This window comes from Mesorhizobium sp. B2-3-10 (assembly GCF_006442275.1).
In the GTDB taxonomy this organism is placed as follows: Bacteria; Pseudomonadota; Alphaproteobacteria; order Rhizobiales; family Rhizobiaceae; genus Mesorhizobium; species Mesorhizobium australicum.
The window spans coordinates 26,106-41,046 of record NZ_VFVT01000001.1; the positions used below are offsets into that span (position 1 = coordinate 26,106).

Genomic DNA, 14,941 nt, shown 5'->3' on the forward strand with positions numbered 1-14,941 from the left:
ATGAAACCGGACACCGCCATCGTCCTTGCCGCCGGGCTCGGCAAGCGCATGAGGCCGATCACCGACGCTATCCCCAAGCCGCTGGTCCGCATCGCCGGCAAGACGCTGCTCGACTGGGGCCTCGACAGCCTGGCGGCGGCCGGCGTCGGCAAGGCGGTGGTCAATGTCCATTACCTTCCCGAACAGATTGTCGCTCATGTGGCCGCGCGCCGCGCGCCGCGCGTCGTCATTTCCGATGAGAGCGACCGGCTGCTCGATTCCGCCGGCGGCATCGTCAAGGCGCTGCCGGAGCTCGGCCAGGAGCCGTTCTACATCCTCAACGCCGATACATTCTGGATCGACCACGGCCCGCTCAATCTCGGGCGGCTTGCCCTTGCATGGGACGCCGCGAAAATGGATATTCTGCTGATGCTGGCGGATCTCCATCAGGCGACAGGGCACTGTGGCAGCACCGATTTCCTGGTGGCGCCGGATGGCGCCCTGCGGCGTTCGAAAGGCGATCCCGCTGGCCTGATCTATGCCGGCGCGGCGATCATCCATCCGCGCCTGTTCAAAAACGCACCCGCCGAACCGCATTCGCTCAATGCCTATTTCGACAAGGCGATTGCCGCCGGCCGCCTGTTCGGCATGCCGATGCATGGCCACTGGATAACCGTCGGCACGCCCGATGCCATTCCGCTCGCCGAAGACGCAGTGGCCGGCGCACTCATCGGATCGCAATGAGCGGCTCAAGCCGCGTTTTCTCCATTCCCTCCGGAGCGCCGTTTCTGCCGACGCTGGCCGAGGCGCTGCTTGACGGCCGCCTTGTCTCCGGCTTTCGGTTCGACGGTGACCCCCTCGTTTTGGCCGATGTTACCATCTATGTGCCGACGCGCCGGGCCGCACGTGCCTTGCGCGGCGTCTTCGTCGACAGCCTGAAGGCGCGTGGCGGCGGCGGTTCGGCGATCCTGCCGGTGATCCGGCCGCTCGGCGAATTCGACGAGGATGAGGCCGCATTCGAGACCGATCCAACGGCGGCAATCGATCTCGCGCCCGCGATCCCCGCCACCGAGAGACTGTTGCTGCTGACGCCGCTGGTGCGGGCGTGGAAACGCCGGTTGCCCGCCCATGTCGCGGTCCTCTTCGCCGAGGAGATCGTCGTCCCGGCCTCCACCGCCGACGCGATCTGGCTGGCGCGCGATCTGGCCGGGCTGATGGACGAGATCGAGACGGAAGGCACCGATTGGGCCAAACTTGCCGGGCTCGTCAGTGGCAACCTTGCCGGATGGTGGCAGGTCACGCTCGAATTCCTCGGCATCGTCACCGATGCCTGGCCGAAATTCCTCGCAGAGAGCGACCGCTCCAACCCAGCCGCGCATCGCAGCGCCCTGATCCGTGCCGAGGCCGCGCGGCTGCGGCGCAATCCACCCGCCGGGCCGGTCATAGCCGCGGGGTCCACCGGCTCCATACCCGCCACGGCGGAACTGCTTGCGACCATCGCCGGCCTGTCCGGCGGTGCCATCGTGCTGCCCGGGCTGGACCAGATGCTCGACGAAGCCTCCTTCCAGGCGCTCGTCGCTCCCGGCGCGCGTCCAGCCGTGCTGGGCCATCCGCAATACGGCCTGGCAAAGCTGATCGGCAAGATCGGCGTGCTGCGCGGCGATGTCGAGGAGATCGGTGCGGCCGAGCCGAAGCTCGCGCGCCGCGCCGCCCTTGTCGGCGAGGCGCTGCGGCCGGCCGAGACCACGGAATTGTGGGCGGAAACACGAAACGGGTTTTCAGCGTCCGATATTGCCGGCGCCTTCGCCGACGTGACGCTGCTGGAGGCGGCAAGCGAGCGCGACGAAGCCGTCGCGATCGCCGTCGCGCTCAAGCAGGCAGTGGAAGAACCCGGCCAAAGGGCCGCTCTCGTGACCGGCGACCGCGCGCTGGCACGCCGCGTCTCGGTCGAGCTCAAGCGCTTCGGTGTCGTTGCCGACGATTCCGGCGGCACGCCGCTGTCCAACACGCCGGCGGCCAGCCTGCTCAGGCTGGCGCTCGAAGCGGTGTTCCGGCCGGGCGATCCGGTCGGCCTGCTGTCGCTGCTCAAGCATCCCCTGCTTGGCCTGGGTCTGGAACGGGTCAACGTGCGCCACGCGGCGGAATTGGTCGAACTGGTGGCGCTGCGCGGCGGCACCGGCCGCCCCGACATCGCTTCGCTGCCGGATCTTTTCGAGGCCCGCCTCACCGGGCTAGGCGACGGCAGCCGGCCGCCGTTCTGGTTTGCCCGCCTGACCGTGCGCTCCATTGAGGTTGCGCGGACCCTTCTCGCACGCCTGGCTGACGCGCTGGCGCCGCTTTCGGCCTTTCGCGGCCAGGCGGAGGCCGGCCTTGCCGAGCTGGTCGAAGCCAGCGTCGTTGCCCTGGAAAATCTCGGCCGTTCCGCCGACGGTGGTCTTGGCGAACTCTACGCCGGCGATGCCGGCGAAAAACTCGCCGAACTGCTGCGCGGGCTGGTCGCGGCTTCGGCGCGGCTGTCGTTCGCGGCAATCGAATGGCCCGATGTGATGGAGGCGCTGATCGCGCCCGAGACCGTCAAGCCAGCGCAAGGCACCGACAGGAACATCGCCATCTGGGGCGCCCTGGAGGCGCGGCTGCAGGATGTCGACACGCTGGTAATCGGCGGGCTCAACGAAGGAGTCTGGCCGCGCAAGCCGGAGAGCGACCGCTTCATGTCGCGGCTGATGAAGACCGGCATCGACCTAGAACCGCCGGAGCGGCGCATCGGGCTTGCCGCGCACGATTTCCAGATGGCCATGGGCGCGAGACATGTGGTGCTGGCCCGCTCGGCGCGTGCCGGCGACGCGCCCGCCGTGCCGTCGCGCTGGTTGCAGCGGCTGCTCACCTTCATTGGCAACGATCAGGCGGCGGCACTGCGCCGGCGCGGCGATGAACTGCTCGCCTGGGCGCGCGCGCTCGACACGGGGCCGAAGCGGGATTTCGCGCCACGGCCGCAGCCGAAGCCACCGCTCTCGGTCCGCCCGACGCATTTCTCCGTCACCGAGATCGAGACGCTGCGCCGGGACCCCTACGCTGTCTATGCCCGGAGGATCCTTGGCCTGACGCCGCTCGATCCGCTCGTCCGCGATCCGGGTGCGGCGGAGCGCGGCACGCTGTTTCACGCCATCCTGCATCTCTTTTCGTCCGAGGTGGCCGACCCGCGCGCGCCGGACGCATTGGCCGGGCTCATCGCCGCCGGCCGCGCCTGTTTTGCCGAGGCGGCGCTTCCGGCCGATATCGAGGCGGTGTGGTGGCCGCGGTTCGAAAAGCTCGCCGCCAACATCATCGAATGGGAGCGAACGCGCGCCGACGCGGTCATCCAGCGGCATGCCGAGGAGCGCGCCGGCAAGACTGTGGTCGGACAGTCCGGCGTAACGCTGTCCGGCTATGCCGACCGTGTCGACCTGCTGGCCGGCGGCATGGCGGACATTTTGGACTACAAGACGGGCTCATCGCCTTCCAAGGCACAGGCCCATACGCTATTGGCGCCGCAACTGGCGTTGGAAGGGGCGCTGCTCAGGCGTGGCGCATTCAAGGATTTGGGCACGCGCGAACCGTCGCAACTGGCCTTCATCAGGTTGAAGCCGAATGGCGAGGTGTTCGAGGAGTCCATACTCGAACACAACCGCCAACCACGCACCGCCGCCGATCTTGCCGAAGAGGCCTGGGCGCGGCTGGAAAAACTGCTGATCCATTATGCCGACCCGGCGACCGGCTATCTGTCGCGCGCGCTGCCGTTTCGCGAAGGCGAAACCGATGGCGATTACGACCACCTCGCCCGCGTGCTCGAATGGTCCGCCGGCGGCGACGCCGGGGATGAGGGAGGGGAGGCATGAAGAAAGCCTATCCGGTCCCGAGCGATACGGCTTCGAGCCAGGCGCGGGCCGCCGATCCCGGCAATTCGGCCTGGGTGTCGGCCAATGCGGGATCGGGCAAGACGCACGTGCTGGCCCAGCGCGTCATCCGGCTGCTGCTCAACGGCACCGATCCCTCGAAGATATTGTGCCTGACCTATACGCGCGCCGCGGCCGCCAACATGTCGAACCGGGTTTTCTCCACGCTGTCGGAATGGACATCGCTGGGTGATCTGGAGCTGGCCGCCAGAATAGAGGCGCTGGAAGGGCGCCGGGCCGATCGCGACACCATGCGCCGTGCCCGTCGCCTGTTCGCCGAGGCGCTGGAGACGCCTGGCGGGTTGAAAATCCAGACCATTCACGCCTTCTGCGAATCCGTTCTGCATCAGTTCCCCCTGGAAGCCAACATCCCCGCCCATTTCGAAATGCTCGACAGCCAGATGGAGGCCTCGCTTTTTGCCGCTGCGCGCCGCGAGATGATCTCCGCCGCCGGCGACAGGACTTTGGCGGAGGCCTTCGCCACTATCCTAGAACGCGGCGGTGAAGCCGGTCTCGACGCCTTGCTTGGCGAGATCGTGCGCAAGCGTGACGGGTTGCGTCATTTCCTCGATGCTGTCGGGCGTGACGGCTTCCAGCCGCTGTTCGATGAATTCCATTTCCAGCCCGGCCAGACCGCCGGAGGCATAGCGGCATCTGTATGGCCGCTGCCTGGTTTCCTGCCGGACTATTTTGCCGGCTTTGCCCAGGCAGCCGAAGCCACCGACGCCAGGTCGGTGTTGAACAACATCCTGCCCTATGCGCGCCTGGCCTTCGCCGAGAGCGACCCTCTCCGCCGGCTGCAGTTGCTTGCAAGAGCCTTCCTCAAGACCGACGGCGATCCTTATGATCCGGCAAAGGCGTTCAAAAAGGCGCTCACCGACCGGCTGCCTGAGCTGGCCGAGCGCTATGTGTCGGCCGCCAGCGCCATCATGGAGACTGTCGACCGGCTGGCGCTATTCCGGATGCTGGAGGGCACACGCGCGGCCCTGACCATCGCCGACTGGCTGATCGCACGCTACGAAGTGCTGAAGCGCGGCCGCGGCTTTCTCGATTTCAACGACCTGATCACCCGCACGGTGAACCTTTTGGCGCGGCCCGATGCCGGCCCATGGGTGCAATACAAGCTCGACCAGGGCATAGATCACATCCTGCTCGACGAGGCGCAGGACACCAGCCCGGATCAATGGGAGGTGGTGAAGCGGCTGGCGGAAGAATTCTTTGCCGGCTTCGGCGCCCGCGAGCGGGTCCACCGCACGGTCTTTGCCGTCGGCGACGAGAAGCAGTCGATCTACTCCTTCCAGGGTGCGGCACCCGACTCCTTCGCCGACAGCCGGTTGTTGTTCGCCGGGCGTGTGCGCGATGCCGAAGCGTCCTTCGCCGACCTCAAGCTGACCTGGTCGTTCCGCTCCACGGACGATGTGCTGGCCGCCGTCGACCGGGTCTTTGCCGATCCCATCGTGCGGCGCGGCATCAGCCACGATCCCGATCCGCTGAACCACAAGGCCATCCGCACCGATGCGCCAGGCTATGTCGAGGTCTGGCCGTCGGTCGGTGCCGAGGCCGTCGACGAGCCCGACGACTGGGCGCAAGCGATCGATCATGCCCATGCGCCGGCGGTACGCGTCGCCGAGAATGTCGCGGCCACCATTGCCGGCTGGATCGGCAAGGGGGAAATCATCGAGGGGCGTGGCAAGCGGCTGCGGCCGGGCGACGTGCTGGTGCTGGTGCGCAAGCGCGACAGCTTCGTCCACGCGCTGACCCGCGCGCTCAAGCGTCGCGACATCCCGGTTGCCGGCGCCGACCGGCTGAGCCTGTCGGGCCATATTGCCGTCAAGGACCTGATCGCGCTCGGCCACCTTTTGATCCAGCCGCAGGACGATTTGTCACTCGCCGCTCTGCTGCGCAGCCCGGTCTTCGACCTGCCGGAAGAGACACTGTTCACGCTCGCCGCGCAGCGGCCGTCCGGCGTGTCGCTGGCGGCATCGCTGCGCCAGCATGCCGGCGAAAGCGAAACGCTCGCGGCGGTCGTCGCGCAACTCGACGCCTGGGCTGACGAGGCCGCCTTCAAGCCGGTGTTCGAATTCTATGCCGCCCTGCTGGCGCGCGATGGCGTACGCCGCAAGATGATCGCGCGGCTCGGGCCGGAAGCCGGCGATATCCTCGATGAGTTCCTGAGCTTCTGCCTTGCCGAAGAGCGGACCGGCCTGCCCGGGCTGGAAGCCTTCCTGTCGACGCTGGAAAACGCCGGGCCCGAGATCAAGCGCGAGATGGACCAGACCCGCGATGAAGTCCGGGTCATGACCGTGCATGCGGCCAAGGGCCTGGAGGCGCCCGTGGTGTTCCTGGTCGACGGCGGTTCCGCCCCGTTCAGCGACCAGCATTTGCCGCGCCTGATGCCTTTCGACGGCTCTGGCCGACATTGGGATGGCAGGGGCTATCTCTGGCGTTCGGCCAGCGACGTCGCCAACGGCTTCTCGAAGACGGCCGCCGCTCGCGCCCGCGAACTCGCCGACGACGAGTACCGCCGGCTGCTCTATGTCGGCATGACGCGCGCCGAGGATCGGCTTGTCGTCTGCGGCTATCACGGCAAGCGGGCGCCGAACGCCGGCACCTGGCATTCGATCGTCAGCCGCGCGCTGAGCGGCGCGCCCGAAAGCGAACAGCGTCCGCATCCTGCCGACGGGGAGCCTGTCTACCGTTTCCACGTCACCAAACTGCCGCCGGTTGCGCCAAGTCCGGGCGAACAGGCGCGGCAGGCCGATGCTTTCAGCCCCCTGCCGGCGACCCTGTTCAGGCCCTTGCCGCCTTTCGAGGACCTGCCGCGTCCCCTGTCGCCGTCGGGCGCCTCGGCGCTGATCGAGGAAGGCAAGGAAGCGGTTGTCGACAAGGCGTCGCCGGTGCTGGACGCCGCTGCCGAGCCGGGTTTTGCCGTGCTGCGCGGGCTCGCCCTGCACAAACTGCTGCAGATGCTGCCCGGCATCGCCGAGGACGCACGGGAGGACGCTGCGAAGCGTTATCTCTCCCGAACGGGTGCGGCGTGGCCTGAGGCCGAGCGTGAAAAGGCCCTGGCATCGGTCATCGCCATCCTTGCCGACCCCGGCCTCGGTCATCTGTTCGCGCCCTCCTCGCGCGCCGAGGTCGCGATCATGGGCAGCCTGGAGGTCAAGGGCAAGATCCGCTCCATTTCGGGCAAGATCGATCGGCTGGCGGTGACCCCGAACGCGGTCTCGATCGTCGACTACAAGACCAACCGGCCCGCACCCGCCTCCCTGGCGGAAGTCCCGCCGGCCTATCTGCTTCAGCTCGCGCTCTATCGCGCCCTGCTGCAGCCGCTTTACCCCGGGCGGGAGGTCAAGGCAGCCCTGCTGTTCACCGAAGCGCCAAGGCTGATCGAACTGCCGTCCCGGGCCATGGACGACGCCCTTGCCCGACTCACGGGAGCGTGACACAAGAACTGCTTGAAGAAGGGCGCGACAACCACCACATTTGGTGGGACGAAAAATTTCGAAAGGATTTCCGCATGACCACCGTCAAGGTCGACAAGAACAATTTCCAGGCTGACGTGCTTAATGCCCAGGTGCCGGTTGTGGTTGATTTCTGGGCGGAATGGTGTGGCCCTTGCAAGATGATCGCACCGGCGCTCGAAGACATCGCCACTGAGCTCGGCGCCAAGGTAAAGATCGCCAAGCTGAACATCGACGAAAATCCCGAGCTTGCCGCCCAGTTTGGCGTGCGCTCGATCCCGACGCTGATGATCTTCAAGGGCGGCGAAGTGGCCGACATCAAGGTTGGCGCCGCGCCCAAGACCGCACTGTCGCACTGGGTCAACGGCAATCTCGCCTGATGCCATCTGAATTCGAAGCATTGAGCCCGGCCATCGCGCCGGGCTTTTTGTTGGCGTCATCGGTGCGCCGCTCTGGCCCTCACATCGGGCCACTCCATGTCCTCTGTTGGCAGCAGAAGCAGGGAGAGAGAAATGACCGGATCCGCCAAGGCCACCGTCTTCATCGACAACGAACGCGTCATCGTCACCGAGTACCGCTTCCAGCCGGGCGACAACACCGGCTGGCATCGCCACGGCCACGACTATGTCGTGGTGCCACTGATGGACGGCAAGCTGAAGCTGGTGACCAAGGACGGCGAAACCTTCGCCGAGATGAAGAAAGGCGCGCCGTATTTCCGCAAGGAGGGAGTGGAACACGACGTCGTCAGCGCCAATGAGGGCGAGTACGCTTTTATCGAGATTGAGCTGAAGTAAGCGGCACCTCTGACGCTGAGCGAGACCTCCCTAACTTCGTCATACCAGGGCGAAGCAGGAGCGAAGCTCCGTCGCGAAGACCCAGGTATCCATGCTGTGACGGCCATCGACGAATACAGCGGAGGAAATTCCGCACCGCTGCGGCGCTTTGAAGTCGCGGTTCCTGGGGTCTGCGCTGCTTCGCTTCGCTCCTCGCTACTCCGGGGGATAACGAGGCGATGGACGGCCTCAGGTTGGGGGCGTGCCGTTCTCGGCGAGAACCGCGCCGGCCAGGTAAAGTGACCCGCCGATCAGGATGCGCGGCGTGGGGCCGTCCCAGGTGTCGCGCAGCAGCATCAGGGCGCTGGCGACGGAGCTTACCGGTTCGGCCGTCAGCCCGGCTTCCGTGGCACGGATCGCCAGTTCGTCATTCGGCACACCGGCATCGCTCATGCTCACCGGCACGGTGTAGACATGCCGGACGAGGCCCTTGAAGGCGCGGAAATAGCCGGCCTGATCCTTGGTGTTGATCATGCCGGAAATGAGGAAGAGCGGACGCGGGTTCTTTTCTTCCTGCTCGGCCAGCGCTTCGGCGATGACGACGCCAGCGCCGGGATTATGGCCGCCGTCGAGCCAGATGTCGGCGCCCCTAGGCGCCAGTTCCGCCAGCCGGCCCTGCGCCAGCTTCTGCATGCGGCCCGGCCAGGCGACGTTGGTCATTGCCTTCTCGGCGGCGCGGTGGCTGATCTCGAAGCCGGCCGCCTTGACCGCGGCGATCGCGGCGGCCGCATTGGCGAACTGGTGGCGACCGGGCAGCCGCGGCGGCGGCAGATCCATCAACCCATCATCGTCCTGATAGACCATGCGGCCGTTTTCCTCGAAAGCGAGAAAATCCTGCCCGTAGACGAGGGTCGGGCATTCCAGCCGCTCGGCGGCGTCGATCAGCACCTGCAGCGCCGTCTCGCTTTCCTGCGCGCCGATGACCACCGGGCAGCCACGCTTCATGATCCCGGCCTTTTCGGCGGCGATCAGTTCGACGCGATCGCCGAGATAGGCCTCATGGTCCATCGACACCGGCATGATCACCGACACGGCCGGCCGCGCGATGACATTGGTGGCGTCGAAACGGCCGCCAAGACCGACCTCGATGATCGCGACATCGGCCGGATGTTCCGAAAACAGGATGAAGGTGACGGCGGTGAGAATTTCGAAGACGGTGATCTTCTGGCCTGCATTGGCCTTGGCAACGCGGGCAATGGCCTCCGCGAAGATGTCGTCGTCGACCAGCCTGCCGCCGCCTTCGGCGGCCAGCCTGTAGCGCTCGTGCCAGCTGACCAGATGTGGCGAGGTGTGGACATGGACGAGCCGGCCGGAGGCTTCCAGCAGCGCCCGCGAGAAGGCGGCGCAGGAACCCTTGCCGTTGGTGCCAGCGATGTGGATGACCGGCGGCAGCAGGTCCTGCGGATTGCCCAACCGCTCCAACAGCCGCGAGATGCGGTCGAGCGAAAGGTCGAAGCCCTTCGGGTGAAGCGCCATCAGGGCTTCGATTTCGCGGTCCGCGGCAAGCGTCGTCATGGCAAATCCCGTGCATGGCCTGGAGCCAGAATCGCTCCCGCAAAGACCACGGCTATCGAAAGGCTACAGCGCGCAACGGATGCCGCGCAATCGCTGTTCGCGGCGGCCAATGTCGCGTCAGGCCAGTCTCACGTCAGGCCAGTCTCGCGTCATGTCGATGTAGCGTCAAGCTTGCGGCCGGACTTCGGCGGCAACCACGGCCGGCGGCAAGATTTCCGGTTCCAGAGGCTTCTGCTCTTCCGGCATCTTGAGCAGCATCTTCAACAGGCGGGCGATGGTCTCGCGCAGCTCCAGCCGCGACACCACCATGTCGACCATGCCATGCTCCATCAGATATTCGGAGCGCTGGAAGCCGTCCGGCAACTTCTCGCGGATGGTCTGTTCGATGACACGCGGCCCGGCAAAACCGATCAGCGCGCCGGGCTCGGCGATGTGCACGTCGCCCAGCATGGCATAGGAGGCGGTGACGCCGCCGGTGGTCGGGTTGGTCAGCACGACGATGTAGGGCAGGCCGGCTTCCTTCAGCCTATCGACACCAACCGTGGTGCGCGGCAATTGCATGAGGGACAAAATACCTTCCTGCATGCGCGCGCCGCCGGAGGCGGCGAACAGGATCAACGGCCGCTTGCGCTGCAAGGCGACCTCGAAGCCATGCACGATGGCATCACCCGCAGCCATGCCGAGCGAACCGCCCATGAAAGCGAAATCCTGCACCGTCACCACCACCGGCAAGCCCTCGACGGTCCCCAGCGCATTGATGATGGCGTCTTCCAGGCCGGTCTTGGCCTTGGCGTCCTTCAGCCGGTCGACATAGCGTTTCTCGTCGCGGAACTTCAGCGGATCCTGCATGACCTTGGGATTGTCCAGGGTCTCGTACTTGCCGTCATCGAAGAAGAATTTCAGCCGCTCCTTGGCCGAGATCTTCATGTGATGGCCGGAAGACGGGATGACGAACTGGTTGGATTCCAGGTCCTTGTGGAACACCATCTCGCCAGTCTCGGGATCCTTGATCCAGAGATTCTCGGGCATGTCGGTGCGCCGGCCGAGCATCGAATTGATCTTCGGGCGAACGTAATTGGTGATCCAGTTCATCGCTTCGGCTCCTGTCCTGACGAAGAGTTGGGTAAAGACGTAGGGAAACTATTCGGCGGCAGCAAGGCGGGCCGAACGCACGCCTTGCGCAAGGCCGCTGACCAGCGTGGCGACTGCCTCCGCCGGATCGGCGGTCTTTTCACCGTTCGGCCCCAGCACGTTCGCGACCGCGTTGACGATCGCCGTGCCGACGACCACGCCGTCGGCGTTGGCCCCGATCACGCGCGCCTGTTCGGCGGTCTTGACGCCGAACCCGACGCAGACCGGCAGGTTGGTGTGACCCTTGATGCGCTGGACCGCTGTGGCGACCTTGCCGGTGTCGGCAAGCGCCGAGCCGGTGATGCCGGTCATGGACACGTAGTAGACGAAGCCGGATGTGTTCTGCAGCACCTTGGGCAAGCGCTTGTCGTCGGTGGTCGGCGTCGCCAGCCGGATGAAATTGATGCCGGCCTTCAGCGCCGGGATGCAGAGTTCCTCATCCATCTCCGGCGGCAGGTCGACGACGATCAGCCCGTCGATGCCGCTGGCGATCGCGTCCTTCAGGAAGCGGTCGACCCCATAGATGTAGATCGGGTTGTAGTAGCCCATCAGCACGATCGGCGTTTCATCGTCGCCGGCGCGGAAGTCCGACGCCATCTTCAGCGTCTTGACCAGCGTCTGGCCGCCCTTGAGCGCCCTGAGGCCCGCCGCCTGGATCGCCGGGCCGTCGGCCATCGGGTCGGAAAACGGCATGCCGAGCTCGATGATGTCGGAGCCGGCGCCGGGCAGCGCCTTCATGATCGACAGCGAGGTTGCATAGTCGGGGTCGCCACCCATGAAATAGGTGACGAGGGCCGGGCGGCCTTCGGCCTTCAGCTTCGCCATGCGGCGGTCGATGCGGGTTGTCATGTCAGGCCCTTTGGACGAATTTTGCTCATAATCAACTCCCAGGTCGAACGGTCCAAAGGGCCTAGATCTCCATGCCCAGCATCGAGGCCACCGTGTGGACGTCCTTGTCGCCACGGCCGGACAGGTTGACGATGACGATCTGGTCCTTGTCCATGGCGGGCACGATCTTGACCGCATGGGCGATGGCGTGCGCGGATTCCAGCGCCGGGATGATGCCTTCGACGCGGGTCGTCAGCTTGAAGGCCTCGAGCGCCTCGTCGTCAAGGATCGGCACATAGTCGACACGGCCGGAGTCGCGCAGCCAGGAATGCTCCGGGCCGACGCCAGGATAATCGAGGCCGGCCGAGATCGAATGGCCGTCCATGATCTGGCCGTCGGCATTCTGCAGGAGATAGGTGCGGTTGCCGTGCAGCACGCCGGGGGAGCCGGCATTCATCGAGGCGCAATGCTCGATGCCGTCGAGGCCGCGCCCGCCGGCCTCGATGCCGATGATCCGAACCTCCTTGTCATCGAGGAAGGGATGGAACATGCCGATGGCATTGGACCCGCCGCCGACGGCGGCGATGATGGTGTCGGGCAGCCGCCCCTCCTGTTCGAGGATCTGCGCGCGCGCCTCGGTTCCGATCACCGACTGGAAGTCGCGCACCAGTTCCGGATAGGGGTGCGGGCCAGCCGCGGTGCCGATCAAATAATAGGTGTCCTCGACATTGGTCACCCAATCGCGAAGAGCTTCGTTCATGGCGTCCTTCAGCGTGCCGTGGCCGGCGGTGACGGGCCGCACTTCGGCGCCGAGCAGCTTCATGCGGAAGACGTTGGGGCTCTGGCGGGCGACGTCTGTCGCGCCCATATAGACGACGCAGGGAAAGCCGAAGCGAGCGGCGACCGTGGCGGATGCCACGCCATGCTGGCCGGCACCGGTCTCCGCGATGATGCGCTTCTTGCCCATGCGCTTGGCCAACAGGATCTGGCCCAGGCAGTTGTTGATCTTGTGCGAACCGGTATGGTTCAAATCCTCGCGCTTGAAATAGACTTTCGCGCCCCCCCCGAGGCCTTTCGCCGAGGAAACCTCACGAAGATGCCCGGTCAGGCCCTCGGCGAAGTAGAGCTTCGACGGCCGTCCGGCATAGTGGGTCGAAAGACCGGTCAGTTCGGCCCTGAACTCCGGATCGTTCTTGACCTCGTTCCAGTTTTTCTCCAGGTCGAGGATCAGCGGCATCAGCGTTTCGGCAACGAAACGACCGCCGAAAATGCCGAACATGCCCTGTTCGTCGGGTCCGGTGCGGAAGGAATTGGGTGTCGCCGGCTTGTTCATCGCCGATCTCCTAGATCTGTACTTTGAGCATGTCCTGTCGGAAAACGGTTCCCACTTTTCCGGGACATGCTCAGGGTTCGAAATTTTGTTCAGGCAGCGCGGTCGTCCCGCGCGGCCCTGACGGCCCGGAAAAACTGTTCGATCAGCGCCGGATCCTTGACGCCCGGGGCGCTTTCCACGCCTGACGAAATGTCGATCGCGGGCGGATTGGCAAGCCTAAGGGCATCGCCGATGTTGGCGGCGTTGAGCCCACCGGAAAGCATGTAATCGATCCCGGCGTCAAGGCCGGCGAGAATGCGCCAGTCGAAGGCGACGCCATTGCCGCCCGGCAGCTCCGAGCCCTTTGGCGGCTTGGCGTCGAACAGGAACCGGTCGGGGATGCCGACAAACGGCTTTATCCGTTCGAGATCGGCGGCCTCGCTGAGCGGCAACGCCTTCATCACCGGCAGCCCATGGCGGGCTTTCAGTTCAGCCACTCGCTCGGGGGTTTCGGAGCCGTGCAGTTGCAGCATGTCGGGCTGCAGCTTTTCGACGATTTCGTCGAGGAAGGCGTCTCTGGCATCGACGGTGACGGCAATCGCCAAGGCCTTGCCACGAGCCGCTTCGCGCAGACGGCCGGCTTCGGCCGGCTCAACATAACGCGGGCTTTTTGGAAAGAAAATGAACCCGACATGGCTGGCGCCGCCGGCCAGGGCCGCGGCCATTGCCTGGTCGGTCTTCAAGCCGCAGATCTTGATGTCGAGCGCCATGGCGCGGGAATTGGCACGAAAAGCGCCAAGAGTCGAGAAAAAGCATGCTGTTTGCCGGCAGGGCCAAAGGCGCTACCTATGGATTGGACAGCATGCAAGGCGGGAGCACAGCCATGGCCGACCAGACCGTTGCCGAACTGAAGCAGAAGATCGCGCAGGCGCGCGAGGTCATAGCGCACCTCATGGACAGGGCCGCCTTCAATGGCGCCGAGGCGCATCGAGCGCTGGATTATTTCGGCGGCGAAGCTTTCGACCGGAACTTTCTACCCTGGCCGCACCATAGCGACGAAGGGTTGCGGCCGGATGAGCTCAATGCGGCGAATGATGATTGAGGCGCCCTACTCGAACACAATCGCCTGCAGGGCGCCGCCATTGCGCTTCAGCCAATCCTTGCAGCGATCGGTGTCGGGGCAGAGCTTTTCGCACAATTTCCAGAATTTCGGCCCGTGGTTCATCTCCTTGAGATGCGCCACCTCATGCGCGACGAGGTAGTTTATGACAGGCTGCGGCGCCATCATGATGCGCCAGGAAAAGGACAGATTGCCTTCCGAAGTGCAGGAGCCCCAGCGGCTGGAGGTGTCCTTGTAGCGGATCGCCTTGGCGCGCTTGCCAAGCGCCTCCGTATGCTTGACGACCAGCTTCTCGATCTCCTTCTTGGCCTCGCGCTTCAAAAAATCGGCGATGCGGCGCGGCAGATGGATGCGGTCGCCATGCACGATCAGCAGCGGGCCGCGGTCGTCGCGCGATATGGTGACAGTGCCGCGCTTTGACGGCTCATGTACGATACGGTGGGCCACGCCGCGTACCGGAATCTTTATGCCCGGACGCACCTGCGGCCGTGTCGGCACCTTGGCCAGCCGCTGTTCCAGCCAGTCCTGGTGGCGGTCGAGGAACCTGTCCACTTCGCCGCGGCGCAGGCCCGGCGGCACGGTTATGCGCAGGCCCTGTCCGCCGGAATCGATGCGCAGCGTCAGACGCTTCGCCCTGGCGCTCTCGACGATCTTGAGCGGCAGCGTGCGGCCGGCGACGCAATATTCCCGCTCCACCACAGGCGTGGGTTTGGGCTTCGTCAGATTGCGGAAGAACCCGATGGTCATGGCGGGACGATACGCGATTCGAGGAGAACGAATAGAACAAAAAAGAAACGGCGCCGCTCGCGCGACGCCGTCATCATACC

Annotated in this window: 12 protein-coding genes; 6 read left to right on the forward strand and 6 right to left on the reverse strand. The window is 65.5% G+C overall.

Going from position 1 to position 14,941, the window contains the following annotated elements; translation table 11 throughout:
* From FJ943_RS00130 to FJ943_RS00150, 5 genes are all read left to right on the forward strand, one after another.
* Positions 1–723 (forward strand): nucleotidyltransferase family protein, encoded by a 723-nt coding sequence (locus FJ943_RS00130; RefSeq protein WP_181174466.1) that lies wholly within the window; start codon positions 1–3, stop codon positions 721–723.
* Positions 720–3,854 (forward strand): double-strand break repair protein AddB, encoded by a 3,135-nt coding sequence (addB, locus tag FJ943_RS00135; protein WP_140719135.1) that lies wholly within the window; start codon positions 720–722, stop codon positions 3,852–3,854. Before FJ943_RS00130 ends, addB begins: the two co-directional genes overlap by 4 nt.
* Positions 3,851–7,357, forward strand: a complete 3,507-nt coding sequence (gene addA / locus FJ943_RS00140; protein WP_140719137.1) for a double-strand break repair helicase AddA — start codon at positions 3,851–3,853, stop codon at positions 7,355–7,357. Before addB ends, addA begins: the two co-directional genes overlap by 4 nt.
* A gap of 74 nt (positions 7,358–7,431) precedes the next feature.
* The gene (gene trxA / locus FJ943_RS00145; protein WP_015314366.1) at positions 7,432–7,755 is read left to right on the forward strand and encodes a thioredoxin; all 324 of its coding nucleotides are present in this window, start codon (positions 7,432–7,434) and stop codon (positions 7,753–7,755) included.
* A 132-nt stretch (positions 7,756–7,887) separates the two neighbouring features.
* Positions 7,888–8,169, forward strand: a complete 282-nt coding sequence (locus FJ943_RS00150) for a cupin domain-containing protein (RefSeq protein ID WP_015314367.1) — start codon at positions 7,888–7,890, stop codon at positions 8,167–8,169.
* A gap of 228 nt (positions 8,170–8,397) precedes the next feature.
* Here the strand turns inward: FJ943_RS00150 and FJ943_RS00155 are convergent, their stop codons facing one another.
* The 5 genes from FJ943_RS00155 to FJ943_RS00175 all read right to left on the reverse strand — a co-directional run bounded on the left by FJ943_RS00155 (position 8,398) and on the right by FJ943_RS00175 (position 13,764).
* Positions 8,398–9,723: a folylpolyglutamate synthase/dihydrofolate synthase family protein gene (locus FJ943_RS00155; protein ID WP_140719139.1), complete on the reverse strand. Its 1,326-nt coding sequence runs from the start codon at positions 9,721–9,723 to the stop codon at positions 8,398–8,400.
* Between the two features lie 165 nt (positions 9,724–9,888).
* Positions 9,889–10,815 carry an acetyl-CoA carboxylase, carboxyltransferase subunit beta gene (accD, locus tag FJ943_RS00160; protein WP_015314369.1) on the reverse strand — a complete coding sequence of 309 codons (927 nt, stop codon included), beginning with the start codon at positions 10,813–10,815 and terminating at the stop codon, positions 9,889–9,891.
* Between the two features lie 48 nt (positions 10,816–10,863).
* Entirely contained in the window at positions 10,864–11,703 is an 840-nt protein-coding gene (trpA, locus tag FJ943_RS00165) for a tryptophan synthase subunit alpha (protein ID WP_140719140.1), read from the reverse strand.
* A 61-nt stretch (positions 11,704–11,764) separates the two neighbouring features.
* Positions 11,765–13,015 (reverse strand): tryptophan synthase subunit beta, encoded by a 1,251-nt coding sequence (gene trpB / locus FJ943_RS00170; protein WP_140719142.1) that lies wholly within the window; start codon positions 13,013–13,015, stop codon positions 11,765–11,767.
* 89 nt (positions 13,016–13,104) lie between these two features.
* Positions 13,105–13,764 (reverse strand): phosphoribosylanthranilate isomerase, encoded by a 660-nt coding sequence (locus FJ943_RS00175; protein WP_140719144.1) that lies wholly within the window; start codon positions 13,762–13,764, stop codon positions 13,105–13,107.
* 44 nt (positions 13,765–13,808) lie between these two features.
* Between FJ943_RS00175 and FJ943_RS00180 the strand changes: the two genes are divergently transcribed.
* Positions 13,809–14,096 carry a hypothetical protein gene (locus FJ943_RS00180; RefSeq protein WP_246671807.1) on the forward strand — a complete coding sequence of 96 codons (288 nt, stop codon included), beginning with the start codon at positions 13,809–13,811 and terminating at the stop codon, positions 14,094–14,096.
* A gap of 6 nt (positions 14,097–14,102) precedes the next feature.
* Here the strand turns inward: FJ943_RS00180 and FJ943_RS00185 are convergent, their stop codons facing one another.
* Positions 14,103–14,861, reverse strand: coding sequence for a M48 family metallopeptidase (locus tag FJ943_RS00185; protein ID WP_015314374.1), 759 nt, complete (start codon positions 14,859–14,861; stop codon positions 14,103–14,105).
* Between the last annotated feature and the right edge of the window lie 80 nt (positions 14,862–14,941).